General features: G+C 58.6%; 26 protein-coding genes and 3 tRNA genes. 10 read left to right on the forward strand and 19 right to left on the reverse strand.

The features are described 5' to 3' along the window. Positions 1 to 105: 105 nt before the first annotated feature. The 10 genes from nuoF to EM858_RS05940 form a co-directional block, all read right to left on the reverse strand. Positions 106 to 1,410 carry an NADH-quinone oxidoreductase subunit NuoF gene (gene nuoF / locus EM858_RS05895; RefSeq protein ID WP_127756139.1) on the reverse strand — a complete coding sequence of 435 codons (1,305 nt, stop codon included), beginning with the start codon at positions 1,408 to 1,410 and terminating at the stop codon, positions 106 to 108. A 10-nt stretch (positions 1,411 to 1,420) separates the two neighbouring features. Continuing rightward, positions 1,421 to 2,527 carry an NADH-quinone oxidoreductase subunit E gene (locus EM858_RS05900; RefSeq protein WP_127756140.1) on the reverse strand — a complete coding sequence of 369 codons (1,107 nt, stop codon included), beginning with the start codon at positions 2,525 to 2,527 and terminating at the stop codon, positions 1,421 to 1,423. Between the two features lie 16 nt (positions 2,528 to 2,543). Further along, on the reverse strand, positions 2,544 to 2,804 hold the full coding sequence (locus tag EM858_RS05905) for a hypothetical protein (protein WP_020012327.1): 261 nt from the start codon (positions 2,802 to 2,804) through the stop codon (positions 2,544 to 2,546). After that, positions 2,804 to 3,994 (reverse strand): NADH-quinone oxidoreductase subunit D, encoded by a 1,191-nt coding sequence (locus tag EM858_RS05910; RefSeq protein WP_020012326.1) that lies wholly within the window; start codon positions 3,992 to 3,994, stop codon positions 2,804 to 2,806. Before EM858_RS05910 ends, EM858_RS05905 begins: the two co-directional genes overlap by 1 nt. Before the next feature lies 1 nt (position 3,995). After that, the gene (locus EM858_RS05915; RefSeq protein WP_127756141.1) at positions 3,996 to 4,424 is read right to left on the reverse strand and encodes a GFA family protein; all 429 of its coding nucleotides are present in this window, start codon (positions 4,422 to 4,424) and stop codon (positions 3,996 to 3,998) included. After that, positions 4,421 to 5,023, reverse strand: coding sequence for an NADH-quinone oxidoreductase subunit C (locus tag EM858_RS05920; RefSeq protein ID WP_127756142.1), 603 nt, complete (start codon positions 5,021 to 5,023; stop codon positions 4,421 to 4,423). Before EM858_RS05920 ends, EM858_RS05915 begins: the two co-directional genes overlap by 4 nt. 20 nt (positions 5,024 to 5,043) lie before the next feature. Beyond that, the gene (locus EM858_RS05925) at positions 5,044 to 5,628 is read right to left on the reverse strand and encodes an NADH-quinone oxidoreductase subunit B (protein ID WP_003521524.1); all 585 of its coding nucleotides are present in this window, start codon (positions 5,626 to 5,628) and stop codon (positions 5,044 to 5,046) included. Next, complete coding sequence (locus EM858_RS05930) at positions 5,619 to 5,984, reverse strand: NADH-quinone oxidoreductase subunit A (RefSeq protein WP_035259670.1); 366 nt, start codon at positions 5,982 to 5,984, stop codon at positions 5,619 to 5,621. The genes EM858_RS05925 and EM858_RS05930 overlap by 10 nt, the downstream gene beginning before the upstream one ends. Positions 5,985 to 6,421: 437 nt before the next feature. Beyond that, a tRNA-Asp gene (locus EM858_RS05935) sits at positions 6,422 to 6,498 on the reverse strand. 39 nt (positions 6,499 to 6,537) lie between these two features. Beyond that, positions 6,538 to 6,614, reverse strand: a tRNA-Asp gene (locus EM858_RS05940). A gap of 445 nt (positions 6,615 to 7,059) precedes the next feature. Between EM858_RS05940 and EM858_RS05950 the strand changes: the two genes are divergently transcribed. Together EM858_RS05950 and EM858_RS27080 are read left to right on the forward strand one after the other, a co-directional pair. Next, a tRNA-Val gene (locus EM858_RS05950) sits at positions 7,060 to 7,135 on the forward strand. 318 nt (positions 7,136 to 7,453) lie between these two features. Continuing rightward, on the forward strand, positions 7,454 to 7,591 hold the full coding sequence (locus EM858_RS27080) for a hypothetical protein (protein ID WP_003521525.1): 138 nt from the start codon (positions 7,454 to 7,456) through the stop codon (positions 7,589 to 7,591). Positions 7,592 to 7,796: 205 nt separating this feature from the next. Here the strand turns inward: EM858_RS27080 and EM858_RS05955 are convergent, their stop codons facing one another. From EM858_RS05955 to clpP, 5 genes are all read right to left on the reverse strand, one after another. After that, the gene (locus tag EM858_RS05955; RefSeq protein ID WP_127756144.1) at positions 7,797 to 9,995 is read right to left on the reverse strand and encodes an esterase-like activity of phytase family protein; all 2,199 of its coding nucleotides are present in this window, start codon (positions 9,993 to 9,995) and stop codon (positions 7,797 to 7,799) included. Positions 9,996 to 10,348: 353 nt separating this feature from the next. Further along, positions 10,349 to 10,624: a DNA-binding protein HupB gene (gene hupB / locus EM858_RS05960; RefSeq protein WP_003502360.1), complete on the reverse strand. Its 276-nt coding sequence runs from the start codon at positions 10,622 to 10,624 to the stop codon at positions 10,349 to 10,351. Positions 10,625 to 10,913: 289 nt separating this feature from the next. After that, positions 10,914 to 13,331 carry an endopeptidase La gene (lon, locus tag EM858_RS05965; protein WP_003521527.1) on the reverse strand — a complete coding sequence of 806 codons (2,418 nt, stop codon included), beginning with the start codon at positions 13,329 to 13,331 and terminating at the stop codon, positions 10,914 to 10,916. 415 nt (positions 13,332 to 13,746) lie between these two features. After that, the gene (clpX, locus tag EM858_RS05975) at positions 13,747 to 15,024 is read right to left on the reverse strand and encodes an ATP-dependent Clp protease ATP-binding subunit ClpX (RefSeq protein WP_059752638.1); all 1,278 of its coding nucleotides are present in this window, start codon (positions 15,022 to 15,024) and stop codon (positions 13,747 to 13,749) included. Positions 15,025 to 15,317: 293 nt separating this feature from the next. After that, on the reverse strand, positions 15,318 to 15,950 hold the full coding sequence (clpP, locus tag EM858_RS05980; RefSeq protein ID WP_003521529.1) for an ATP-dependent Clp endopeptidase proteolytic subunit ClpP: 633 nt from the start codon (positions 15,948 to 15,950) through the stop codon (positions 15,318 to 15,320). 451 nt (positions 15,951 to 16,401) lie between these two features. Here clpP and EM858_RS05985 point away from each other — a divergent pair, with 451 nt between their 5' ends. Together EM858_RS05985 and EM858_RS05990 are read left to right on the forward strand one after the other, a co-directional pair. Beyond that, a complete protein-coding gene (locus tag EM858_RS05985) occupies positions 16,402 to 17,649 on the forward strand; it encodes a GGDEF domain-containing protein (protein ID WP_080817194.1) in 1,248 nt (415 codons plus the stop codon). Positions 17,650 to 17,731: 82 nt separating this feature from the next. Further along, the gene (locus EM858_RS05990) at positions 17,732 to 18,985 is read left to right on the forward strand and encodes a cytochrome P450 (protein ID WP_164865321.1); all 1,254 of its coding nucleotides are present in this window, start codon (positions 17,732 to 17,734) and stop codon (positions 18,983 to 18,985) included. A 38-nt stretch (positions 18,986 to 19,023) separates the two neighbouring features. Here the strand turns inward: EM858_RS05990 and EM858_RS05995 are convergent, their stop codons facing one another. From EM858_RS05995 to EM858_RS06010, 4 genes are all read right to left on the reverse strand, one after another. Then, entirely contained in the window at positions 19,024 to 19,365 is a 342-nt protein-coding gene (locus EM858_RS05995) for a cupin domain-containing protein (RefSeq protein ID WP_080817196.1), read from the reverse strand. Positions 19,366 to 19,480: 115 nt separating this feature from the next. Further along, positions 19,481 to 19,993 (reverse strand): hypothetical protein, encoded by a 513-nt coding sequence (locus EM858_RS06000; RefSeq protein ID WP_127756146.1) that lies wholly within the window; start codon positions 19,991 to 19,993, stop codon positions 19,481 to 19,483. A 147-nt stretch (positions 19,994 to 20,140) separates the two neighbouring features. After that, complete coding sequence (locus EM858_RS06005; protein ID WP_127756147.1) at positions 20,141 to 21,424, reverse strand: O-acetylhomoserine aminocarboxypropyltransferase; 1,284 nt, start codon at positions 21,422 to 21,424, stop codon at positions 20,141 to 20,143. 74 nt (positions 21,425 to 21,498) lie between these two features. Then, positions 21,499 to 21,933, reverse strand: a complete 435-nt coding sequence (locus EM858_RS06010) for a CoA-binding protein (protein WP_080817198.1) — start codon at positions 21,931 to 21,933, stop codon at positions 21,499 to 21,501. Positions 21,934 to 22,840: 907 nt separating this feature from the next. Between EM858_RS06010 and EM858_RS06020 the strand changes: the two genes are divergently transcribed. The 6 genes from EM858_RS06020 to speB all read left to right on the forward strand — a co-directional run bounded on the left by EM858_RS06020 (position 22,841) and on the right by speB (position 26,621). Beyond that, positions 22,841 to 23,677, forward strand: a complete 837-nt coding sequence (locus EM858_RS06020) for an EamA family transporter (protein ID WP_127756148.1) — start codon at positions 22,841 to 22,843, stop codon at positions 23,675 to 23,677. A gap of 252 nt (positions 23,678 to 23,929) precedes the next feature. Beyond that, positions 23,930 to 24,394 carry a 50S ribosomal protein L13 gene (gene rplM / locus EM858_RS06025; protein ID WP_004441288.1) on the forward strand — a complete coding sequence of 155 codons (465 nt, stop codon included), beginning with the start codon at positions 23,930 to 23,932 and terminating at the stop codon, positions 24,392 to 24,394. Positions 24,395 to 24,396: 2 nt separating this feature from the next. Then, positions 24,397 to 24,864: a 30S ribosomal protein S9 gene (gene rpsI, locus EM858_RS06030; protein WP_003521540.1), complete on the forward strand. Its 468-nt coding sequence runs from the start codon at positions 24,397 to 24,399 to the stop codon at positions 24,862 to 24,864. Between the two features lie 115 nt (positions 24,865 to 24,979). Beyond that, entirely contained in the window at positions 24,980 to 25,339 is a 360-nt protein-coding gene (locus tag EM858_RS06035; protein ID WP_127756149.1) for a type II toxin-antitoxin system RelE/ParE family toxin, read from the forward strand. Next, on the forward strand, positions 25,336 to 25,668 hold the full coding sequence (locus EM858_RS06040; protein WP_065653999.1) for an XRE family transcriptional regulator: 333 nt from the start codon (positions 25,336 to 25,338) through the stop codon (positions 25,666 to 25,668). The genes EM858_RS06035 and EM858_RS06040 overlap by 4 nt, the downstream gene beginning before the upstream one ends. Next, the gene (gene speB, locus EM858_RS06045; RefSeq protein WP_080817200.1) at positions 25,668 to 26,621 is read left to right on the forward strand and encodes an agmatinase; all 954 of its coding nucleotides are present in this window, start codon (positions 25,668 to 25,670) and stop codon (positions 26,619 to 26,621) included. The genes EM858_RS06040 and speB overlap by 1 nt, the downstream gene beginning before the upstream one ends. Positions 26,622 to 26,651 lie beyond the last annotated feature (30 nt).

The following is a 26,651-nucleotide window of genomic DNA, read 5'->3' on the forward strand; positions in this document are numbered from 1 at the left end:
GGTCCGCAACAAATCCTTAATCGCGCCCGGCACTGATATAGTCCGCCAGACGCTTCATGGTGTCGCGAGGCCGGAAAATTCCGGCTCCGCCTGAAGCCTCAATGCTTATTCAGCGGCTTCCAGAACAGCGCCATCATCCATGGCCCTGTAGGTATATTGGTCGATGCGCTTTTCGATTTCCGGACGGAAATTGCGGATCAGCGCCTGTACCGGCCATGCGGCGGCGTCGCCGAGCGCACAGATGGTGTGGCCTTCGATCTGCTTCGTCACTTCAAACAGCATGTCGATTTCGCGCTTCTGCGCGTTACCCTTGACCATGCGCTCCAGCACGCGCCACATCCAGCCGGTGCCTTCGCGGCACGGCGTGCACTGGCCGCAGCTTTCATGCTTGAAGAAGGCCGCGATGCGGGCAATCGCCTTGATGACGTCGGTGGACTTGTCCATGACGATCATGCCGCCGGTGCCGAAGGAAGACTTCACTTCGCGCATGCCGTCAAAGTCCATGATGGCGTCCTTCATGTCCTCACCGCGAACGATGGGGCAGGATGCGCCGCCGGGGATGACGCCGAGCAGATTGTCCCAGCCGCCGCGAATGCCACCGCAATGGTGTTCGATCAGCTCGCGGAAGGACAGACCCAGCGCATCTTCGAAGGTGCACGGACGCTCGACATGGCCGGAGACCATGAACAGCTTGGTGCCGACATTGTTCGGACGGCCGATGGACGAGAACCAGGCCGCACCGCGACGCAGGATGGTCGGCGCAACGGCGATGGATTCGACGTTGTTGACCGTCGTCGGGCAGCCGTAAAGACCCATATTGGCCGGGAACGGGGGCTTGAGGCGCGGCTGGCCCTTCTTGCCTTCAAGGCTTTCGAGCAGAGCCGTCTCTTCGCCGCAGATATAGGCACCCGCGCCGTGATGGACGTAGATGTCGAAATCCCAGCCGTTCCTGTTGTTCTTGCCGAGCAGGCCGGCATCGTAGCACTCGTCGATGGCCGCCTGAAGCGCTTCACGCTCACGCATATATTCGCCGCGCACGTAGATATAGGCGGTATGCGCGCCCATGGCGAAACCGGCGATCACGCAGCCTTCGATCAGCGTATGCGGATCATTGCGCAGGATTTCGCGGTCCTTGCAGGTGCCGGGCTCGGATTCGTCGGCGTTAACGACGAGATAATGCGGGCGGCCGTCATTTTCCTTCGGCATGAAGGACCATTTGAGACCCGTCGGGAAGCCAGCGCCACCGCGACCGCGAAGGCCGGAAGCCTTCATCTCGTTGATGATCCAGTCACGGCCCTTTTCGATGATCTGCTTGGTGCCGTCCCAATGGCCGCGCGCTCTCACGCCCTTCAGGGACTTGTCCTTGAGGCCGTAGAGATTGGTAAAGATGCGATCCTGATCTTTTAACATGCTTCACCTCTTACCGCGGCTTCTTGCCGAAGACCCTGATATACTCGGCTTCGCCACCCTTGGCGAGCGCCTCGGCCTGCTTGATCCACTCGTCGCGTTCGATGCGGCCCTTGAAATTCAGATAACCGTCGACCCAGTCGCATTCGGCCTTTTTCCAGCCGGCGACCTGCGCAAAGGTGAAGATGCCGAGCTCGTGCAGCGTGCCTTCGATCTTCGGACCAACGCCGGAAATGAGCTTCAGGTCGTCAGGCGTCGCCGGGCGTTCGATGCCGGCCGGACGATCCTTGGAATCGAGCGACGGCTTTGCCGCCGCAGCCGTTCCGGAAGCTTCCTTTTCGACGGTCTTTACATTGGCTTCCGCAGCCTTCGGCTCATTGGCCGGCGTCTTCAGCTTCGGATCGGTTTCCGGCGCGTCCGTCTTCGGCTTGGCGGCATTGGACGGCGGAACCGGTGCGGCATCCGCAGGCACTTCGGCCGGCTTGTCGAGATTGGAACGGTCAGGCTTGATCTCTTCCGTCAGCGTCGTCAATCCGCCGACTGGAACCGACTCGTGACGGTCGATCTGCGGGCCGGTCTTGACCGTGTCGCCCTTGCCCGCCTCGAACGTGTCGATGATTTCTTCCAGGCGCTCGGGCGTCAGGTCCTCATAGGCATCCTTGAAAATGATGACCATCGGCGCGTTGACGCAGGCGCCCTGACATTCCACTTCTTCCCAGGAGAGCGTGCCGCTCTCATTGGTGTGCAGCGGATCGTGGTGGATCTTCTTGCGGCAGACATCCATCAGCGCTTCGGAACCGCGCAGCATGCAGGGCGTAGTGCCGCACACCTGAACGTGGGCGCGCGTGCCGACCGGCTTCAGCTGGAACTGGGTATAGAAGGTCGCCACTTCCATGACGCGGATATAGGCCATATCCAGCATGTCGGCGATCTTTTCGATGGCGGCGCGGGTAACCCAGCCGTCCTGCTCCTGCGCACGCATGAGCAGCGGGATGACAGCCGATTGCTGGCGTCCCTCGGGATATTTCTTGATCGTCTTTTCCGCCCATACGGTATTATCCGCGTTAAAGGCAAACGCCACGGGCTGGAACTGATCTTCGGCTAGTCGACGAACGGACATACTTCCTCACGCCTTTTCAGTTTAACGTCTCACAACGCGATCTCGCCACCGTGACGAATTCGCAGGCGTAAGCCGCCTTGTCTTTTTGCATGAACACAATGAACTTGCTGCCATTGGGAACCGAGGCCTTGATCTCGTATCCCGACGACAGAAGCTGCTTGATGGTTGAACCGCCGCCGCTTGACAGCGACACGCCGCCCTCATCCGTCGCCGTCTGGGCGAGAACGGGGGCAGACATCGCAGCAAGAAGAGCCAATATGGCCAGCGGCAGACGCATCAGCGGTCGACCTCCCCGAACACGATGTCGAGGGAGCCGAGCACGGCTGTAACGTCAGCAAGCTGATGGCCCTTGCACAGGAAATCCATCGCCTGCAGATGCGCATAACCCGGGGCGCGGATCTTGCAGCGGTAAGGCTTGTTGGATCCATCGGCGACCACATAGACGCCGAACTCGCCCTTCGGCGCTTCGACGGCGGCGTAAACTTCGCCGGCGGGAACGTGGTAACCTTCGGTGTAAAGCTTGAAGTGGTGGATCAAAGCTTCCATCGACCGCTTCATCTCGCCGCGCTTGGGCGGGACTACCTTGCCGTCAAGCGAGGAGACAGGGCCGATGCGATGTTTGCCGGAGAGAAGATCAACGCACTGCTTCATGATCTTTACCGATTCGCGCATTTCCTGCATGCGGATCAGATAACGGTCATAGCAGTCGCCGTTCTTGCCGACGGGAATGTCGAATTCCAGATCGGAATAGCACTCGTAAGGCTGCGAACGACGCAAATCCCACGCAGCGCCCGAGCCACGCACCATCACGCCCGTGAAACCCCAGGCAAAGGCGTCTTCAAGCGAGACGACGCCGATATCGACGTTACGCTGCTTGTAGATGCGGTTATCGGTCAACAGGCCTTCGATATTGTCGAGAACGGTGAGGAACGGATCGCACCACTTGCCGATATCGTCCACCAGCTCCGGCGGCAGGTCCTGATGCACGCCGCCCGGACGAACGTAAGCCGAGTGCATGCGAGCGCCACAGGCGCGCTCATAGAACACCATCAGCTTTTCGCGCTCTTCGAAACCCCAAACCGGGGGCGTCATCGCGCCAACGTCCATGGCCTGCGTCGTGACGTTCATGATGTGCGACAGGATGCGGCCGATTTCCGAATAAAGCACGCGGATCAGCTGGCCGCGCATCGGGATTTCGAGGCCGAGCAACTTTTCGACGGCGAGCGCGAAAGCGTGTTCCTGGTTCATCGGCGCGACATAGTCGAGACGGTCGAAATAGGGAACGGCCTGCAGATAGGTCTTGGTCTCGATCAGCTTTTCGGTGCCGCGATGCAGAAGACCGATATGCGGATCGACGCGCTCGACGATTTCGCCGTCCAGTTCCAGAACCAGACGCAGCACGCCGTGCGCGGATGGGTGTTCCGGACCGAAGTTGATCGTGAAATTGCGGACGTTATGCTCAGTCATTCTAGTGCTCCGCCGAGGTGATCATGGCGATGAATTCGGGGCCGGTCATGTTCTGCGTGGTTTCCGCGAAGGAATAGCTCGAAGGCTTCTCATCCGTGAAAATCTGCGACGCGAACGTGAAACTGGAAGGGTTGTCGAAAGCCTGCAGCGAAACGGCGACATGCTTGCCGTCCTTCGAGCGCCACATCAGCGTGCTGCCGCAATTCTTGCAGAAGCAGCGCTCACCCCATTCCGACGAGGAATAGACGCCGAGACTATCTTCGTTTTCAACGGAGATATCCGCGCATTCGACAGCCATAAACGCACCGCCGGACCAGCGGCGGCACATGGAGCAATGGCAAACGCCGAATTCGCGGGCACCGATGACGGCATTGAGGCCGACGGCGCCGCAAAGACATTGCGCATGCTCTGTCGCGGGGGCTTGGCTCATTGCTTGGCCTTTTCGTCACCCGGGAGAACATATTCGGTTCCTTCCCACGGGGAGAGGAAATCGAAGTTGCGGAATTCCTGCTTCAGTTCGACTGGTTCATAAAGAACCCGTTTCAGCACGTCATCGTAACGCACTTCCACAAAGCCGGTAACCGGAAAATCCTTGCGCAGCGGATGGCCTTCGAAACCGTAATCCGTGAGGATGCGGCGGAGATCCTTATGGCCTTCGAACGGAATGCCATACATGTCCCAGGCTTCGCGCTCGAACCATTCCGCGCCCATGTAAACGGAGGTCGAAGACGGCACGCCCTCGTCTTCCGCCACCTGCAGCTTGACGCGCACGCGCAGGTTCTGGCGCGGCGACAGCAGGTGATAGACGACATCGAAACGCTTTTCGCGCTGCGGCCAGTCGACACCGCAAATATCGATGATGTTGACGAAACCGCACTGCACGTCGTCACGCAGGAAGGTCAAAAGCGCAACCACGCTTTCAGGCGTCGTGTTCAGCGTCAGCTCGCCATAGGCGATATCAGCCGACACCACGAGGGAACCGCGCGCTTCCTTAACGTAAGCAGCAAGATCGTTGAGAGCTTCGCTCATTCTTAATCCGTCCTTTGCCCTTAGCGCTCGATCGTACCGGTACGACGAATCTTCTTCTGCAGCAGAAGCACGCCGTAAAGCAGCGCCTCCGCCGTGGGGGGACAGCCCGGGACGTAGATATCCACCGGCACGACGCGGTCGCAGCCGCGCACCACGGCGTAGGAATAGTGGTAATAGCCGCCGCCATTGGCGCAGGAGCCCATGGAGATGACGTAACGCGGCTCGGGCATCTGGTCGTAGACCTTGCGCAGAGCGGGCGCCATCTTGTTGGTCAGCGTCCCGGCGACGATCATCACGTCCGACTGGCGTGGTGAGGCGCGTGGGGCAACGCCGAAGCGCTCCATGTCATAACGCGGACCGGAAGCCTGCATCAGGCCTTCGACGGCGCAGCAGGCGAGACCGAACTGCATCCACATCAGGGAGCCGGTGCGCGCCCAGGTGATCAGCTCGTCGGTCGAGGTGACGAGAAAACCCTTGTCGGCCAGCTCGTCATTGATTTCCGTGAAGTAGGCGTCGTTGCTGCCAACCGGCTTGCCAGTCGAGGGATCGATGATCCCCTTCGGCTGCGGCGCAACGAGCGTGGTGTTGTTCTGGCTCATGCCCATTCCAGCGCTCCCTTCTTCCACTCATAGATAAAGCCGATGGTGAGAACGATGAGGAACACCATCATCGACCAGAAACCGAACCAGCCCATCTCGCCGAAAGACACCGCCCATGGGAACAGGAAGGCGACTTCCAGATCGAAGATAATGAACAGAATCGATACCAGATAAAAGCGGATATCGAACTTCATGCGGGCGTCGTCGAAGGCGTTGAAACCGCACTCGAAAGCAGAGAGCTTTTCCGGGTCCGGCGCCTTGTAGGCGACAGCAAACGGCGCAATGAGAAGCGCCAGGCCGATGACGAGAGCGATACCGATGAAGATTGCGATCGGAATGTAGGAACTGAGGAGTTCAGTCATGGTCTCTTCCCTGCCCGGCCGGGTGCCGGACCTGCCTTTGTGACCCGAAGTCTCAAAGAGCGCACAAATATGTTGCAACGCCAAAGTCGTTAGCGCAGCCGCGCTCTCTCTGCAAGAGTTTAGGCACCATTTCAAGACACCTGCCGCATTGATTGGCAACAATATTGCCGGAATTGACGCAAATTTGGGCCACAATTCCGGCCTAAGCCCCTCAAATACAATAATAATCGATTGAACGACGCAACCGCAAAAAAGTCACACGAATTTTACGTCCGGATGGCGGTGAAGTGACGATATTCGGGAATCGAAACTTGACTAAAAAATGCAGGAAAAATCGCGTTTAAAAAGCCCGGAATCAGGCCCCGGAATCGTCAATAGACGAGCGCGCAAATCGCGCGTCGATCTGTTTTTTGAGGAGACATTTCAGGAAAAAGAAATGGCGCGAGTGACGGGGCTCGAACCCGCGACCTCCGGCGTGACAGGCCGGCACTCTAACCGACTGAGCTACACCCGCGCACCACAGACATTCATCTGCGTTTTCCGAGGGACAGGATGGCGCGAGTGACGGGGCTCGAACCCGCGACCTCCGGCGTGACAGGCCGGCACTCTAACCGACTGAGCTACACCCGCATCTCCTGACGACAGGAGCCAGTCCCGCCGCTCGAACCAGCCTCGGCTGTTCGATGAGCGGCTAACTACGGCGTTCGTGCGGGGGTGTCAAGCAGGTTTCACGACAAAAGAATAAGCTTCTTCATTTTGATCGGGAAAAACCGGAAGGCCTCGGAGCACGATTGCGGCAAACGCCCTGTTTTGCGGGCTTTTCCCAACGAAAACAAAAAACTTGTCCACAGCCGCAGGCTTCCCTAACGGGATTTCCACACGGCCATCAAGGCGTCTTCGGGTCCTGTTTCCGGCAAAAAGCCCGCAGTTACCGGCTTTTTGCCCCCGCACCCCGGCGACGGAAAATTCTCTCGGCAAAAAAAACAAAAAAACTTCACAAAAGCCCTTGCGGTTTTTTTCCGATCCGAATACATCACGGCCACCGACGCGGCGGACACGATCCGAGACACGCGAAGGGCGATTAGCTCAGTTGGTAGAGCGCCTCGTTTACACCGAGGATGTCGGGAGTTCGAGTCTCTCATCGCCCACCATTTTCCCAGAAAATTTAAATATCACCTGTGATACCGAGATTGTTCGTGTTTGCTTTCGCCATGCGATGAGCTCTCGAGTATTCGGAACTATCGCCCCTGCCCTCACTACGGCCGATGAAGCGTCGTCGTGATTCCCAACCGCTGGAATCGCTTTTCGCCAGTTGCGCCATGCCAAATCGGCACTGCTGTTCCATATTCCGACAGCTTGGCCGCCCCCTGTATCACCCTGCAACATACCGGAAAATAAGGAAGATTCAGACTTTCTAAAGAGATTTCAGGCATTATTTGCGCACCGTTTCATGATGAACGGTTGAACTGATGGATGAAACCATGTCGATCGACGCGTTTGTAACACTCGCGCTTATTGCGCTGCCTGTTTATATTTTTTTCCGCTGGGTCCAGCAGGACTCGGAAAAACAAGATACTCCCAAAAGCAAGAATTCCCTGGGGCGGTGATCCGTTACGATCGATCCGCAGCATTTTCCCGGATGGCCTCCGGACGAAATCCTCCACAATCCGATATCGAAGTAGCAATGCCGATTTTAACGGCTTGCGTCGTCAGGCATCGTGCAAGATCGGGGAACCCGGCCAAGGGGCCATCGCCCTACAAAAAAGCCGGGCATAGCCCGGCTTTTCTCATTTGCGGCGCCAATCGGCCCGATCAGTTGATCGCCTTCATATTGACGGTGAAGAACAGCGTTTCGCCGGAAGAATCGTCCACGCCGTCATTGTCGGTCACGGCATAGGCCGTTCCCGCCTTGTCGAAGGTGAATCCTTCCAGCTTGTCGACGACATAACCATTGGTCTGGGCCTTGAGATCGGGCAGGAAGTCATGGGCTTCCTGCTTGGCCACCAGCGGCAGTTCGCCGCCGATCTTGCCCGGCTTCAAGTCGGCGATTGCAACGCGGTAGAGCTTCTTGATCTTGGCCTTGTCGCCGATCTGATTGTCGCGCTCGACGATATAGACATAGTCGCCCTGTGCGGTGATTTCGGAGAGGCCGATCCAGCCTGCATCGGTCTTGTCGAGCGGGTAACGCACGGCGCCCCATTCCTTGGACTTCGGATTGTAGGAGACGAGCTTGACGAAGCCCTTCTCGTCCGCGCCCCATTCGCGCTGCACGGCCATCCACAGCGTCGCGTCGTCGCCCTTGCCGATCATCGTCACGCCTTCGAAACCGAAGCGGGTGTCGCCGGCGAGAAGTTCCTTCGGCAATGCGATCTCCGCCTTGATCTCGCCCTTGGCGTTGACGTTATAGAGCGCGTGGGGAACGAGCTTGGCGCTGTCGCCTTCAGAAGCCAGCCAGAAACCGCCCTTGCCGTCCAGCGTGATGCCTTCGATGTCGAGCTTCTGAGCGGCGATGCCGTCACGCTTGACGCGCAGAACGCTGGTGATGGTGGCGGGCTTTTTCGTCGCATCGATGGTGAAGATCGACGGCTGGTTGCCATAGACCGAGTCGGAGACGGCATAGAGAATGCCAGGCTTTTCGGCATCGCCAACCAGGCCCGAAAGAGCGCCCCAGCCGATCGGTGCGCCATCGACGGTGGCGGAAACGAGCTGCGGATAGGCTGCTTCACCTTCGCCGCGTTCATAGAGCATGACGTGCGAGCGCACGCCGCCGTCCTCGATCAGATCGACCTCATTGGCCGTGGCAAGGAGGTTGCGCGACGGGATGGCGACAGCGCCTTCCGGCGACACGCCCGAAGGCAGGAGCTGCGTCAGTTCCGGCTCCTTGCCGGTGTCCTTGTAGACAGCGACGACAGAGGCGCGCTCGGACAGCACGAAGAAATATTTCTGGTCGCCGAAGGTCGCCGCTTCCAGACCTTCAGGCTCGATGCCCTTTGCCTTGGAGCGCTTTTCCGGATAGTGGCCGATGGCCGCAACCGCGTGTTCGAGCGAAGAGCCGGATTCGTAGACGAGCTTGCCGGTCTTGTCGAAGATGGTGAAGCCACGCGAACCGCCCTGCCAGTCGCCCTCATTGGCGATGACGATGCGGTCATTGTCCAGCCACTTCACGGCGTCCGGCTCGCGCTTGCGGCCTTCCTGCTTGTCGGTGAACTTCAGCTGGCCGTCGGTCTTCGTATCGATGCCTTCAAGATCAACCTTGCCGGCAGAGAAATGCGTCTTCACCGTGCCGGTCTTGCCGTCGAGAATGACGATATGATTGTTTTCCTGAAGCGTCAGCGCGATCTCGCCATTGGCGTTGATCGACACGAATTCCGGCTCCGGGTCCTCAGGGGAAATTTCGGCAAGGCCGGTGAGCTCGATCTTCTTCAGCGTCGCGCAATCGGCAACGCCGTCCTTCAGACCGACCGTTACCAGATAACCGGCGGGCATCTGCGGCAGGGCGCCTTCGTTCACCTCTTCATCGCGCTCGTTTTCGATGGCGATGGCGGCGAAGGTCTTGTCCGGGGAAACGGCGACGGAATCGGGCTGGCCGCCGAGATCACAGCTTGCTTCGATCTTCTTGGTAGCAATATCGACCGTCACCAGCTTGCCGGAGGGCTTGGCGCGGTTTTCCGACGTGTTGACGCCGGCCAGAACCTTGAGGCCGGCAACGGCAACCGAGGTCGGCTCACCTTCGAGCAACAGCGCGCCGCCGGCCTTGGGAGCCTTGGCGTCGGTGATGTCGATGAAACCGATGCCGCCAAGCGGGCTGTCCGAATAGATCAGCGTCTTGCCGTCTTCGCTGGCGGTGATGATTTCAGCCGAGGTGACGGATTTGGCGTCCTTGTCCGCGGGAAGGTTTTTCGCCACCGGGAAAGATGCGATGCGGTTGAAAACCGGCTCGGCAGCGGCCGGGATGGCTGCGGACGTGAGCAGCGCAGCAGTCAAAGCCATTTGAGAAAATCGGAACGCCATTTTAATCCCCCTTGGGTCCAGAAATACCCCAAGGCTTCTGCGTTACAGACATGACAGTGGCATGACACTTCCTGACCGCTGAATCAAAAAGCCCGGCCTGAAAGGCCGGGCTTTCGTGTTTATGCCCACATTCCGCGTAGAAAAACGCCGTGTGTCCGGATGGAAGCTACACAGGCGCTTCCCTGCTTTCATTCACATCTTAACCGGGAAGACCCGGCCTGTCCGAAAAGAGCTTTTCGAAACACCACCCGCTTTTGGCGGCGATGTGACGGCGTCAGGGCGTCAAAACATGTTTCCTCGTGAACCTGAAAAGCCGCCCGCCCGCCGCCGGGCGTTACGGCTTTCCGGAAACCTTACGAGTTGACGGCGTCCTTCAGGCCCTTGCCTGCGGAAAACTTCGGTACGTTGCGAGCCGGGATATCGACTTCAGCACCCGTGGAAGGGTTACGGCCCTTGGAGGCTTCACGACGGCTAACGGAGAAGCTGCCGAAGCCGGCCAGGCGAATGTCGCCACCGTTCTTCAGTTCGCTCTGTACGGTTTCGAATACGGCATCAACAGCGGAAGCAGCATCTGCCTTCGTGAGACCAGCCTTTTCGGCAACAGCAGAGACGAGCTCGTTCTTGTTCATGTTTCCACCCCTTTCAATGGTTTGAAACGACTCAAATTAAGCCGGCGCAGAATACGTTCGCATCCGCGCGCAGCAACCCAAAAGCGCTGGAATCGCCTGAAAAACAAGGGGTCTGCGTTTTTTTTCACAAAAAAGGCCGACATTTCTGCCGGCCTTCCACATATTCGTGCCAAATTCGCATCACTTGTGCGCAGCTTTACGCCACATGCGCCTTCAGACACCTAACACATTGAATCTATGCAGCACCCGTCGCGAAAGGCGATTCCCGCCCCTCGCGACGATGCATGCATCAATGCGCGATGGTCTGACTGCCGTCGTCGACGCCTTCGACGGTTGCGATCACCGGCGTCTCGATGCTGCCGTCCCACTCGATGGGCTCCGGCTGGCGGATAAGGGCGTGCTTGATGACCTCGCCCATGCGCGATACCGGGATGATTTCCATCTCGTTCTTCACATTGTCCGGAATCTCCGCCAGGTCCTTGGCGTTTTCTTCCGGGATCAGCACCTTCTTGATGCCGCCGCGAAGCGCTGCAAGCAGCTTTTCCTTCAGGCCGCCGATCGGCAACACGCGACCGCGAAGCGTGATCTCACCCGTCATCGCCACATCCTTCGAGACCGGGATGCCGGTCATGATGGAGACGATGGCGGTGGCCATGGCAACACCGGCGGACGGTCCGTCCTTCGGGGTCGCACCTTCCGGAACGTGCACGTGGATGTCGCTCTTGTCGAAGCGCGGCGGCTCGATGCCGAAGTCCACGGCGCGCGAGCGGACATAGGATGCCGCCGCGGAAATGGATTCCTTCATCACTTCCTTGAGGTTGCCGGTAACCGTCATGCGGCCCTTGCCCGGCATCATCACGCCTTCGATGGTGAGCAGCTCACCGCCAACTTCCGTCCAGGCAAGACCCGTGACGACGCCGACCTGATCCTCGCGCTCGGCCTCGCCATGGCGGAACCGCGGAACGCCCAGATAATCTGGAACGTTGGCAGCGGTGACTTCCACGGACTTGACCTTGCCCTTGATGATCTCGGTGACAGCCTTGCGCGCCAGCTTCATCAGCTCGCGTTCGAAGCTGCGCACGCCCGCCTCGCGGGTGTACTGCTGAATGACGACCATCAGGGCATCATCGGTAACCGAGAATTCTTCCGGACGCAGGGCATGTTCCTTGATCGCCTTCGGCAACAGGTGACGCTTGGCGATTTCGCGCTTTTCGTCTTCCGTGTAACCGGCGATGCGGATCACTTCCATGCGGTCCATCAGCGGGCCGGGAATGTTCAGCGTGTTGGCCGTGGTCACGAACATCACATCGGACAGGTCGTATTCCACTTCAAGGTAGTGGTCCATGAAGGTGGAGTTCTGTTCCGGATCGAGCACCTCGAGCAGTGCGGATGACGGGTCGCCACGGAAATCCATGCCCATCTTGTCGATTTCGTCGAGCAGGAAGAGCGGATTCGCCTTCTTGGCCTTCTTCATCGACTGAACGATCTTGCCCGGCATGGAGCCGATATAGGTACGGCGGTGACCGCGGATTTCCGCTTCGTCACGAACGCCGCCAAGCGCCATGCGCACATATTCGCGGCCGGTCGCCTTGGCGATCGACTTGGCGAGTGAGGTCTTGCCGACGCCGGGAGGGCCGACGAGGCACAGGATCGGGCCACGGATCTTCGAGGCGCGCGCCTGCACGGCGAGATACTCGACGATGCGTTCCTTGACCTTGTCCAGACCGAAATGATCCTGATCGAGGATCGTCTCGGCGGCGTTGAGGTCGGTCTTGATCTTCGACTTCTTGCCCCATGGCAGGCCAAGCAGCCAGTCCAGATAGTTGCGCACCACGGTCGCTTCCGCGGACATCGGGCTCATCTGGCGAAGCTTCTTCATTTCCGCCTCGGCCTTTTCCTTGGCCTCCTTGGAAAGCTTGGTCTTGGCGATGCGCTCTTCCAGCTCGGCCATCTCGTCACGGCCATCTTCGCCGTCGCCGAGTTCCTTCTGGATCGCCTTCATCTGTTCGTTCAGATAATATTCGCGCTGGGTCTTTTCCATCTGGCGCTTGACGCGCGAGCGGATGCGCTTTTCCACCTGCAGCACGGAAATTTCACCTTCCATGAAGCCGAGCGCCTTTTCAAGCCGCTGCTTCACGCTGACGGTTTCCAGCATTTCCTGCTTTTCGGTAATCTTGATCGACAGGTGCGAAGCGACCGTATCGGCAAGCTTCGAATAATCGTCGATCTGGCCGGCAGCGCCGACAACCTCGGGCGAAATCTTCTTATTGAGCTTCACATAGCTCTCGAATTCAGACACGACCGAACGCGACAGCGCCTCGATCTCGACCGGATCTTCGGCAGGCTCCTGCAACGGCGTCGCAGTGGCTTCATAGAAATCCTCGCGGCCGGTATAGCTGTCGATCTGGGCGCGGCCCTTGCCTTCCACCAGCACCTTCACGGTGCCGTCGGGCAACTTCAGAAGCTGCAGGACATTGGCGACCGTGCCGACCTTGTGGATGGCCTCCGGGGCCGGATCGTCATCGCTGGCGTTGATCTGGGTGACAAGCATGATCTGCTTGTCCGAACCCATGACTTCCTCGAGCGCACGGATGGATTTTTCCCGCCCGACGAACAGGGGAACGATCATATGCGGGAAAACGACAATGTCGCGCAGGGGAAGTACCGGATAGGTACCGCCAGATGCCGCAGACGTGATGTTCGTCATATCATTTCCTTTCCATGGTCCCTTTCGGGACACTTTGCCGGACAGCTTGGGGCATCCGGCACATTCATTTCTCGAGACTGAAAGTGGAGTTTCGAAACACCGATTTCAAGTCGCCGGAACAGACGGTCCCGCTAAGCGGCAAGACCGTGAAATTCAACAAAACCCAGCGCCGGCTAGTACTCCCGACATTTCCGGTTATCCCGAAGGACATGGGAACCGGGTCGACGACGGGAATTCACATTTCCGTCATATCGCGCTGCAAATCAGTTGTAAGACTTTATCAGCAAAGCGCAATCCGCTCCAAACGCAAAATCGGGCTTCGCCAAGTTAGGCGCAAGTTTCACACCCGGCGACAACAGAAAAGGCCCGCACGGAGGCGGGCCTTCTGACTTCATCATAGCACCGGACCGGCCGATCAGGCCGAAACGTTGGTCTTTTCTTCCTGACGGTCCGCATAGATGTAGAGCGGACGTGCAAGGCCGCTGACGACCTCGTCGGAAATGACCACTTCGCGCACGCCTTCCAGCGTCGGCAGTTCGAACATGGTGTCCAGAAGGATCTTTTCCATGATCGAGCGCAGGCCGCGGGCGCCGGTCTTGCGGGTGATCGCCTTGCGGGCGATCTCACGAAGGGCGTCCTCGTGGAAGGTCAGTTCCACATCTTCCATCTCGAACAGGCGCTGATACTGCTTGACCAGAGCGTTCTTCGGCTCGGACAGAATCTGGATCAGCGCATCCTCGTCGAGGTCTTCCAGCGTGGCAAGAACCGGCAGACGGCCGATGAACTCCGGAATGAGACCGAACTTCACCAGATCTTCGGGCTCCAGCTCGCGCAGAACCTCGCCGACGCGGCGATCGTCTTCCGCCTTGACCGTCGCACCGAAGCCGATCGAGGTCTTTTCACCACGGGCCGAGATGATCTTGTCGAGGCCGGCAAAGGCGCCGCCGCAGATGAACAGGATGTTGGTCGTATCCACCTGCAGGAATTCCTGCTGCGGATGCTTGCGGCCACCCTGCGGCGGAACGGAAGCGACCGTGCCTTCCATGATCTTCAGAAGCGCCTGCTGGACGCCCTCGCCCGACACGTCGCGCGTGATGGACGGGTTGTCCGACTTGCGGGAAATCTTGTCGACTTCGTCGATATAGACGATGCCGCGCTGGGCGCGCTCGACATTGTAATCCGCAGCCTGCAACAGCTTCAGGATGATGTTTTCCACGTCCTCGCCGACATAACCGGCTTCGGTCAGCGTCGTTGCGTCCGCCATGGTGAAGGGAACGTCGATGATGCGGGCGAGCGTCTGGGCAAGATAGGTCTTGCCGCAACCCGTCGGACCGACGAGCATGATGTTCGACTTCGCCAGCTCGACATCGCCATTCTTGGAGGCGTGCGCGAGGCGCTTGTAGTGGTTGTGAACGGCAACAGACAGGATCTTCTTCGCCTGCTTCTGGCCGATGACGTATTCGTCGAGGATCTTGATGATATCCTGCGGGGTGGGAACACCCTCGCGCGACTTCACCATCGACGTCTTGTTCTCCTCGCGGATGATGTCCATGCACAATTCGACGCATTCATCGCAGATGAATACCGTCGGTCCGGCAATGAGTTTCCGGACTTCGTGCTGGCTCTTGCCGCAGAATGAACAATAGAGTGTATTCTTAGAGTCGCCGCCGTTGCTGCCGCTGACTTTGCTCATATCTCTTTCCTTCCAGCACGCCGCAGGTCCGCCAAACGGATCGCGGTCAACTTACCGCCCGCAGATACGGCAGCCCTTGGGGTGCATCGCCGTATCCGCCTCGTTTCCCGGGGTACTAACCGGTATCAGATACATGAGCTGACAACCGGCTGCAACGAATTCCCCATCAAACCAAAGGCCACGTCATAAAAATTCAACATAGCCTTTATATATACTAATATCGCTTTCTGTTGCGGTTGAAAGCCCCGAAATTACTTTTGCGGGTTCAAACAAACGTCAAAAAGCGGCGCGCCTCAATTCGCGGCGGCGCCTTCGATTTCCTGGCGCGAGGTCAGGATCTTGTCGATCACGCCCCAGTCCTTCGCCTCGTCTGCATCCATGAAGTGGTCGCGATCAAGGGTTTTTTCAACCTCTTCGAGCGTGCGGCCGGTGTGCTTCACGTAGACTTCATTGAGGCGACGCTTCATCTTGATGATGTCGCGGGCGTGGCGCTCGATATCCGATGCCTGTCCCTGGAAACCGCCGGAAGGCTGGTGCACCATGATGCGGGCGTTCGGGGTTGCGAAACGCATTCCCTTTTCACCGGCAGCCAGAAGCAGCGAGCCCATGGATGCGGCCTGGCCGACGCAGAGCGTGGACACCGCAGGGCGAATGAACTGCATCGTATCGTAAATCGCCATGCCGGCGGTCACGACGCCACCTGGCGAATTGATGTAAAGCGCGATTTCCTTCTTCGGGTTTTCAGCCTCGAGGAAAAGCAGCTGCGCGCAGACGAGCGAAGCCATCTGGTCTTCCACCGGGCCGGTGAGGAAAATGATGCGTTCCTTGAGAAGACGGGAAAATATGTCGTAGGAGCGTTCGCCGCGATTGGTCTGCTCAACGACCATCGGCACCAGAGCCATGGCGGTATCAACTGGATTTTTCATGTCCGTCCTTTGTCAAACTCTGCCCTTCGCGGAAAGCCGCTCCGGAATCACTTCTAACCTTCATAGTCCCTACATAGAGTGTCCCTGCCCCGTACTTCAAGACACGAAGCCGCATATCCTTAACGGCTCAACAGCGTTTGCAGGCCTTTCGGGCCGAGGCGACAGGGCTTTAGGACGGGGCGGCGCCAGCCGGGCCCCTTTCCCTCGCTGCCACCATTTTTTTACTATGGCAGGCGACGAAGGCAAAAATTGCCCGCCATGCACAGATATAACTTCTCACCGGCAAGAACTCGTTAGTATTTGCTGCCGATACTGGCCAGCGAATTTCCGGTTCCCGTCGGGGAATGGGCCCATCCGGGCGAAATGGCAGCTCAACAATTCCAGCGGGCATAACGCACCTTGTGCGAGAGGGCCCGCTTTTACCGCATTATGGCGCAGATAGGATTTTGCAATGCTGGATGCAAAGACGAGCACGCTACTGTGGGCGGCGGAAACGTTCACCCTTGCCGTGCTTTTGGGAACGCTGTGGCTGCACCGCCCTTCCCGCCGGCATAATCTCTATTTCGCCGCCGGTTTCCTCGCCACGGGCTTCGGCACTGTCATGGTGGCGTTTCGCGGGGATATTTCCAGTTTTCTGTCCATTCAGGTCGGCAATACGCTCGCACTTTCCGCCTTCGGTTTCTGGCTCGCCGGCCTCCTGGGTTTCGAACAGCGCAAACTCGGCGGCTGGATTGCAATTCCGGCCCTGTTGTGGATCGCGGGAATGTTCGTGCCGTCCGTGCGCGAAGACATGGTCGCCCGCATCCTGCTTTATCATGCCAGCGCGGCCACGGGCTATTTCATGCTCGCCGGCGTGCTTCTGGCCAGCAAGGCGCGCGCAACACGCAGCCGAAAGGTACTGGCCACGATCCTGATCCTGCAGGCTTTTGCCGGAGCGCTCGTCGCCTCCATCGTCATCCCGGCCAATGCCGCGGTTCCCAACGCCATCCCCATGACATCCGCGCTCTCCATTTCCGGCATGCTCGGCTTCACGGCCATCATCATGCTCAGCGCCAAGATCATCATGGAAGATACGGAGATTCGTCTCCATCGTCTCGCCATGACCGATCATCTGACCGGCGTTCTCAATCGTCGCGGTCTGCTGGAGGAGTTCGAGCGTATCAAGAAGAGGTCGCCGGCCTCCAGCCGTTACGTGGCGCTGGTACTGTTCGATATCGACCATTTCAAGAAGATCAACGACAGATACGGCCACCAGTCCGGCGATGCGGTCCTTGTGCATTTCTGCAATATCGCGCAGCGCGCAATCGGCGATCGCGGCCTTTTCGTCAGAATGGGGGGCGAGGAATTCGCGCTGGTTGCCGAAGTGGAAAGTCCTTCCAGCACGGCGACGCTTGCGGAAGCCATCCGCAGCAATCTGCGCCTTTCGAAGATCAGTTCACGCGGTGAAGCTATCGAGGTGACCACCAGCGTCGGCATATCGGAAGCCATGATCAAGGATGCGGACCTGAGCGTGATGATGACGGAAGCCGACCGCGCGCTCTATGCCGCCAAGAAGGCCGGGCGCAACCGGACCGTCATCCACGTCAATTCGGCCAATGTCGTCGTGCCCGCCTCGGACCGCGACGAAAATCCGATGGACAACAATGCCGACCGCCAGGTCGCGGCGCTGAACCGGATATCCGCCATCGCCAGCCGATGACGATGTAACCACCCAGTGACCGGCATAGAGGTATCCGGAAGGGATTTCCCTCCTTCCCAAAGCGCCGCGCGCGGAATAGACCATGGGCATGACAGCGACATTTCCGTTTCTCAAAATCGATCCCGCCACCCGCCGCGTTTCCCTCGATGCCCGCGACCCGGCTTTCTACAACGATCCGAACCCGGTCTATGCGGCCCTGCACGCTGAATGTCCCACCTTCTACTGGGAAGAACAGCGGCAATGGTTTTTCACCGGATACGACCATGTCAGCGCGCTTTTGCGCGACCGCCGCTTCGGACGGCAGATCCTGCATGTGGCAAGCCGCGAAGAGATGGGCCTGGCGCAGCCGCACGAACATGTGAAGCATTTCGACGCCGCCGAGCAGCATTCGCTTCTGGAGCTGGAACCGCCGGAGCACACGCGGCTGCGCACGCTCATCAACCGCGCCTTCGTGTCGCGGCACGTCGACAAGATGAAGCCGGAAATCGAGGAACTCGCCAACCGTCTGATCGACGCCTTCGAAAGCAAGGGTGAAACGGAACTGCTCTCCTCCTATGCCGATATCATTCCGGTGACGATGATCGCCCGCATGATCGGCATTCCCGAGGAGATGGGGCCGCAGCTTCTGAAATGGTCGCATGCCTATGTCGGCATGTATATGTTCAAGCGCACGCCGGAAGACGAGCTGCTGGCCGACAGGGCCGCACATGAATTCTCAGACTATGTGCGCAGTGTGATCGCGGAGCGGCGGGCGGAGCCGAAAGACGATCTGCTGAGTCACATGATCCATACGGAGCACAAGGGCCAGTATCTGACCTACGACGAGCTCGTCTCCACCACCATCGTGCTGCTGAATGCCGGGCACGAGGCGACCGTGCACCAGATCGGCAATTCCGTGCGCATCATTCTGGAAAGCGGCATCTCTCCCGAGACGCTGTTTAACGACGATGCGACCACGGAACGCACGGTGGAGGAAACCCTGCGTATCTGTGCCCCGGTTCATATTTTCCAGCGCTGGGTTCTGGAACCGGTCGAAATCGACGGCGTCGCGTTCAAGCGCGGCGACAAGGTCAGCCTCATCCTCGCAGCCGCCAATCTCGACCCGGCAAAATTTTCCGATCCCTTGACCTTCCGGCCGGACCGCAACGAGGGCGCCAACGTCTCCTTCGGCGCCGGCATCCATTTCTGCATCGGCGCGCCGCTGGCGAGGCTGGAGCTCAATCTTGCCCTGCCCCTGCTTTTCAAACGCCTGCCGGGCCTGAAGATCGCCGAGCCGCCCAGGGTCAAGGATGTCTATCATTTCCATGGTCTGGAGCGGCTCGATCTCAGTTGGTGAGATTTGGCCGGTAGAGCACTCGCAAGGATCATCCCGGTTCAGAGCCGGATGACATAATCCTTGCGCGTCGTTTCCACGACCTCCCAGGTGCCCGTAAAGCCCGGGCGCAGGATAACGCGGTCGCCCGGTCTCAGATCGCGCGGCGCACCGCCGTCTTCGGTCAGGATGGAATGGCCTTCGAGGATGTTGAAATATTCCCATTCGTCATAGACCACCCGCCATTTGCCGGGCGTGGACTGCCAGATGCCGGCATAGATGCCGCCGGGGGCTTCCTCGATATTCCATGTGGTGAATTTGGGATCGCCGGAAATCAGTCTTTCCGGCGCGGGCGCACCGTATTCCAGCTCGGTAACATCATCTAAGGACAGAAAATTCGTCATGACGTCCCCTGTCCGTCAAATATGGTTGGCCATACAGCTTTGCTCAATTGTGGGCTCTTCGTCAAATAGTCCTGGGTGTCACGGTTCGGCGTTGCCGCCGATGAAACGCCGTGCCTTACTCCATCTTCGTCCAGCCGAAAACCAGCCAGGTGTATTTCGACTTCTTGTCGGGTTCGGCCGTGTACGTCATCTGTATATCGCCGTCCTTCGCATATATATCGAGCCGGGGCGCGGTATCCAGCTTCAGCCACAGCGAACTCTTGTCAAAGGACCATGTGCCGCACCAGACGCATGAACCTGAGGGATCGCCGGGTTGATGGAAATTGTAACGACCGTCCGCCGTGATCTCCAGATAATCAAACGCGGAGTAAAATGTCGTCACCGTCTCCTGGAACAGTGTCGCATCCGCTTCCTGCTGAGAGGTCGGCGCAGTCTTCATATCGCGCGGCGGGCGGCTGGTCGCGCCGGTGAGCTTCCATTTTCCGACAAAATCCTGCTGCGTCGGGAAATATTCCGCCTCGGCTTTTGCCGGCGAAACCGAAGCCACGACCGGTATATCAGCCACACCCACGCCTCCGATTGCAAAGAGAAGGGTGACAATACGGAGCATTCCGGTTCGGTTTTTCATATGGCGTATCTTTCGCGATGGGACTGCAGGGGCATACACTCAAATCCGCTGCCGCCCGAAAACACATTGTTCCATGGTTTTCCGGCGGCCGCTCAATCACACTAAAATACTATTGGGTGTCACGCGGGCAGCGCATGAGCCACCAGGTCAAACCTTGGCGAGCGATTGCTCGAGATCGGCGATGATGTCCTTGACGTCCTCGATGCCGACCGACAGGCGAACCACATCCGGACCGGCGCCGGCGGCCGCCTGCTGTTCCGGTGTCAACTGCGCATGGGTGGTGGAGGCAGGGTGGATGACGAGAGAGCGCGTGTCGCCGATATTGGCCAGATGGGAGAAGAGCTGCAGCCCTTCCACCAGCGCCTTGCCGGCCGCATAACCGCCCTTGACACCGAAGGTGAAGACGGAGCCCGCCCCCTTTGGCGAATAGTGCTGTTGGATGGCGTGGTTGTCGCTGTCTTCCAGCCCCGCATAATGCACCCAGCCAACCTTGGGATGCGCCTTCAGCCATTTCGCGACGGCAAGCGCATTGTCGGAATGGCGCTGAACGCGCAAAGGCAGGGTTTCTATGCCGGTCAGGATGAGGAAGGCGTTGAAGGGCGAGATCGCCGGGCCGAGGTCACGCAATCCCAGCACGCGGCAGGCGATGGCGAAGGCGAAATTGCCGAAGGTCTGGTGCAGCGCGACGCCGGAATATTCCGGCCGGGGCTGTGACAGCGCCGGATATCTGTCCGTCGCAGACCAGTCGAAGGTTCCGCCGTCCACAATGATGCCACCCATGGAGTTGCCGTGGCCTCCGAGGAATTTCGTCAGCGAATGCAGTACGATGTCAGCGCCGTGTTCCAGCGGCCGCAGCAGATAGGGGCTCGCCATGGTGTTATCGACGATCAGCGGCAGACCGTGCCGATGGGCGACATCGGCGATTGCGGCGATATCCACGAAAGTACCGCCGGGATTGGCAAGGCTTTCGATGAAGACGGCACGGGTGCGATCATCGATCTGCGCCTCGAAGCTGGCCGGATCGGTGGCGTCGGCCCAGCGCACCTGCCAGTCGAAGCCCTTGAAGGCATGGCCGAACTGGTTGATCGAGCCGCCATAGAGCTGGCGGGCGGCGACGAAATTGTCACCGGACTGCAGCAGCGTATGGAAGACCAGCAATTGCGCGGCATGGCCGGACGCAACGGCAAGCGCGGCCGTGCCGCCTTCAAGTGCTGCCACGCGCTCTTCCAGAACCGCCTGGGTGGGGTTCATGATGCGGGTGTAGATATTGCCGAACTCTTTCAATCCGAACAGGGCGGCGGCGTGATCGGCGTCGCGGAAAGCATAAGCCGTGGTCTGATAAATGGGCGTGGCGCGCGCGCCGGTGGTCGGATCGGGTTGCGCGCCCGCATGAACGGCCAGCGTCGAAAACCCGGGATTGCTGCTCGGCATGATGTTTCCTCCAATTGGAATTTCGGAGGGATCATAATGCCTTGCCGCCAAATGGTAAGTCCGATCCGTACCAACTATCGCACAATATTGAGACGCGGATACTCAATTGCAGGACAACGGTCCATCACGACTTCCATACCGTAGGCTTCCGCCTTGGCGGCGGCATTGTCATCGCGAACGGAAAGCTGGCCCCAGATTACCGATGGCCGCTCCGGCAGCAATATCGCCTCCTCGACGATTGCCGACAAATATTCCGGTGCCCGGAAAACGTCGATCATGTCCACCGGCTCGGGAATATCGGCGAGTCTGGCATAGACCTTCTGCCCCAATATCTCCTTGCCTGCCTGGCCGGGATTGACCGGAAACACACGATAACCCCTGGACAGCAGGAAGCGCATCACGCCGTGGCTCGGCCTGTCCGGGTTGGGCGAAGCACCGAGCAGGGCGATGGTTTTGACATCGGTCAGAATTTTTCTGAGGTAATCGGGCTCGTAACTATCATGCTGCATGTCAACTTATCCCTTCTGGAGCGTCGCACGGTTTGAAGAATACCAATGCAGCTGCGCCATTCGAAAGCGCCGCGAGCATAGCGTCTTCTGCATAATTCCACTGACGCGTTCCTGACGCTGCCGATTGCGCCCGCCCTTTCCATCTAGGAAGGTTCTTCGCTCTCTTGAACCCCTGCCCGCCTGAAAATCGCCACTATGGCAGTCTCCTCGTCGCGCAGTGGCACATTTTCCCTCACGCAAAATGATTTCACCGGAGCGCGGGAATGGCGGGTGTATGGACTATTTTTGTCCAGTTTTCAAAATGACGCGAATTGCTGCAAATAAGGGCTCAAACAACATTAACGTGCAATTCATGCGCTCTTCGTCTCCTGTTTGTTTTCATTCCGTTCACAAGAAAATTAGAGATACCTAATTTTCAGAAAGTTATTCTGCAAATCAATCTATATACAAATCTACAACGTTACAGTTGCCGATTCATGAAAGATATGAAATTTCTTTTCATGCGCGCCTTCGCCCGATTGATACACTTTGCGCCCGAAGCGCCATGGCGCCCCGGGCAATAATATTTGAGAAAATTGGTAGTATTTTAAGTGAAAATTAGGCCCGAGGCGAAACCATAAGCTGTGCGTCGGACGCTCATGCCTCGATCTGACGGATGAAATCATGAGCAGAACGTCATATGATCCCGGCGCAAAATCATTCCCCGGCGCCATGACATGCACAAAGCATAAATTTTACGCGCGTTGCAGTTTCCGCAGTGACCGTATGCCGCTTGCGGGCGGCTTCCCGGGCGCAAAACGCGTGCTCGAGCAATCGGCAAAGGCTTGCCGCCCGTACCGAAAATCGATTCCGGTTTTCAAGCCGATGCTGTAGGTTGCCCAGAATAGCCCGCGAGCGAGTCTCTATTGTGACATTTGACATTCTTCTTCTGGTGCTCCTGGGCGCGATGCTGCATGCCGGATGGAATGCGCTGGTCAAAGCCGGATCCGACAAATCGCTGGACGCCTCGCTGATCGCGGCGGGCGCTGCGGCCTGTTCGCTGCCGTTTCTGCCTTTCCTGCCATTTCCAGCGCCGGTCGCCATTCCTTTCCTGATCGCTTCGGCCGTTCTGCAATTCGCCTATTTTCGGCTTGTCGCCGCCGCTTATACGATCGGCGACATCGGTCTTGTCTATCCCGTCATGCGCGGCGTGGCGCCCCTGATTGTCGCTGCGACGAGCAGCCTGTTCCTGAGCGAGATTTTGAGCCCGCTGGCCCTTGCCGGCATCGCCGTCATCTCCGGCGGCATCCTGACGCTCGCTTTCGAGGCGCGGCGCGGTGGCGGAAAGGCGATCATGGTCGCCCTGCTCAACGCCTTCGTGATCGCATCCTACACCTTCGTCGACGGTGTCGGCGCAAGGCTTTCCGGCAACGCCATCTCCTATACGCTGTGGATGTCGCTTCTGCCGCCCGTGCTGCTTTTCGGCTTCGCCTTTTATCAGCGCGGTGCGGGCCCGGTCGCGGACCATGTCCGGCGCAACTGGTGGCACGGCCTTATTGGCGGCGGCGGCTCCATTCTCTCCTACGGGCTGGCGCTCTACGCCATGACCAAGGCGCCCGTCGCCGTCGTCGCGGCGCTGCGGGAAACCTCCATTCTCTTCGCGCTGGTGATCTCCGTGGTGATCCTCAAAGAACGCGCCAGCATCTGGCGTTATCTTGCCGGAGGCATCATTGCAGCGGGCGTTCTGGTGATGCGACTGGGGTAAAACGGGACCGTTCAATGAGGTAAAATAATACCCCATTATCAAGTCATTGTTTTTGCTATATTATTTTTACGCCCTCCAGAATCCGTCATATTGACGCTTTCGCTCGCGCACCGTATAAGCGCGCCAGATCGGATTCCAGCCGGAATAGGGTCATTTGCGGTTGCCCCTGATGGCAACCAAACCAAGCAACAAGAAACGCCCGTATGCTCTTTCATAAAGAGGATGACGGGTCCACGTTAGAAAGTGAAATCCATGTCTACTTTCGTTCAGAAGCCCGCTGAGGTGGAGAAGAAGTGGGTCATCATCGACGCCGAAGGCCTCGTTGTTGGTCGCCTCGCCACCATCGTTGCAACCCGCCTGCGCGGCAAGCACAAGGCTACCTACACCCCCCACGTCGATGATGGCGACAACGTCATCGTCATCAACGCGGAAAAGGTTGCCCTCACCGGCAAGAAGTATTCCGACAAGAAGTACTACTGGCACACCGGTCACCCGGGTGGCATCAAGGAGCGTACGGCTCGCCAGATCATCGAAGGCCGCTTCCCGGAGCGCGTCGTTGAAAAGGCCGTCGAGCGCATGATCCCGCGCGGCCCGCTCGGCCGTCGCCAGATGAAGAACCTGCGCGTTTACGCCGGTTCCAACCACCCGCACGAAGCACAGCAGCCGGTCGTTCTCGACGTTGCCGCGCTCAACAAGAAGAACGTAAGGAGCGCCTGATAATGGCCGATCTTTCCTCTCTGAAAGACCTCGCCCCGGCTTCGGAAGCTTCGGCTCCCGTGCATGTCCGCAAGGTTGACACCCTCGGCCGCTCCTACGCGACCGGCAAGCGCAAGAACGCCGTAGCCCGCGTATGGGTCAAGGCAGGTTCTGGCAAGATCATCATCAACGGCCGCGATTTCACCACGTATTTCGCACGTCCGGTTCTGCAGATGATCCTTCAGCAGCCGATCGTCGCCGCTGCCCGCACGGGTCAGTTCGACATCATCGCCACCGTTGCCGGTGGTGGTCTGTCCGGTCAGGCCGGCGCCGTTCGTCACGGCCTGTCCAAGGCCCTCACCTACTTCGAACCGGGCCTGCGCTCCGTTCTGAAGAAGGGCGGCTTCCTGACCCGCGACAGCCGCGTCGTCGAGCGTAAGAAGTACGGTAAGGCCAAGGCCCGCCGTTCGTTCCAGTTCTCGAAGCGCTAATCGCTTCTACGAACGGTTCGTTCAGAACTTCGAAAGGCGGGGCTTCGGCTCCGCCTTTTTTTATTTTGCCCCGACGGCACCTTGAATTATTCCTTCAAGGGAATAATATTGCGGCATGAGCTATATCGTCGAGTATACGGACGAATTTGGAACATGGTGGGAAACGCTTGAAGAAAGCGAACACATCAGCATCGACGCTCATGTTCAGAAACTGGAAGAACGTGGCCCTCGCCTGCCGTTCCCCTATTCGAGCGGCATTCATGGATCGCGTCACGCGCATATGCGCGAATTGCGAATCCAAAGTAACGGAAAGCCGTTTCGGATTTTTTATGCCTTCGATCCCCGTCGAATGGCGATCCTCTTGATTGGCGGCGACAAGACGGGAGACAAACGGTTTTATGATCGCATGATCCCGATTGCCGACGACCTTTATGACGAGCATCTGGCCGAGCTTGAAAAAGGAGAAACACAATGAGCGGTAGGCACAGTTTTGCGCGGTTGCGCAACCGGATGTCGGACGACGCGCGTGTTAAGTCGAAAACCGAAGCAGATCGTCTGGAAGAAGAAATGGACCTTGCGGATGTTCGCAGGGCGCTGAAACTCTCGCAGGACGAAATAGCCCAGGCGCTTGATATCGGCCAAAGCTCTGTCGCAAAATTGGAAAAGCGCGCTGATATGTATGTTGGGACCTTACGCCGGTTCATCGAGGCGATGGGCGGCGAACTTGAAATCGTCGCGCGCTTCGACGGTCGCGCGATCAAAATTCGCAACTTCGCCGATCTTGCAGAAAAGGCGGATAAATAATGCCCAGCAAAACCATCGACCATGCCTTCACCGCAACGACCCTGACATCGGCCGCCACCGACCCGACCCATGCGGGCGTCCTCTCCTTCATGCGGCGCAAATACACCAAGAACCTCAAGGGCGTATCGACGGCCGTCTGGGGCATTCCCTTCGATGCGGCCACCTCCAATCGGCCGGGCGCCCGTTTCGGGCCGCAGGCGATCCGCCGCGCCTCGGCGATCTTCGACAACGATCCGCAATATCCTTTCGCGCGCGATCTTTTCGCCCATATGCCGACCATCGACTATGGTGACTGTCTGCTCGACTATGGCAATCACTGGAAAACGCCTGATACGATCGAAAAGGAAGCGCGCCGGATCATTTCCAAGACGGATTACCTCCTGACGCTCGGCGGCGATCACTTCATTACCTGGCCGCTTTTGAAGGCGCATGTGGCCAAACACGGGCCATTGGCGCTGGTGCAGTTCGATGCGCATCAGGACACCTGGTTCGATGACGGCAAGCGCATCGACCATGGCTCCTTCGTGGCGCGCGCCGTGCGTGACGGTCTGATCGATCCCGACCGTTCCATCCAGATCGGCATCCGCACCCATGCGCCTGACGATTTCGGCATTCGCATTCTCCACGGTTATGAGGTGGAGGAGATGCGGGCGGGCGACATCGCCTCGCTGATCGTCAAGCATACGGCCGGCATGCCCGCTTATCTGACCTTCGATATCGATTGCCTCGATCCCGCCTTTGCGCCGGGAACCGGAACGCCGGTGGCCGGCGGGCCGACCAGCGCTAAAATTCTCTCCGTTCTGCGCGGGCTTGGCCAGCTCGATATTCGCGGCTCGGACGTCGTGGAAGTCGCGCCCGCATACGACCATGCTGACATTACCGCCATTGCCGGAGCCACCGTTGCAATGTATATGCTTGGCCTGCGCGCCGAACGGCTGGCCAAGGCCGGCTGATAAAGAAACCGGCGCCTGCCAAACTGATTC

Origin of the sequence: Agrobacterium sp. CNPSo 2736, from assembly GCF_004005385.1 — a bacterium.
GTDB classification, from domain to species: domain Bacteria; phylum Pseudomonadota; class Alphaproteobacteria; order Rhizobiales; family Rhizobiaceae; genus Agrobacterium; species Agrobacterium leguminum.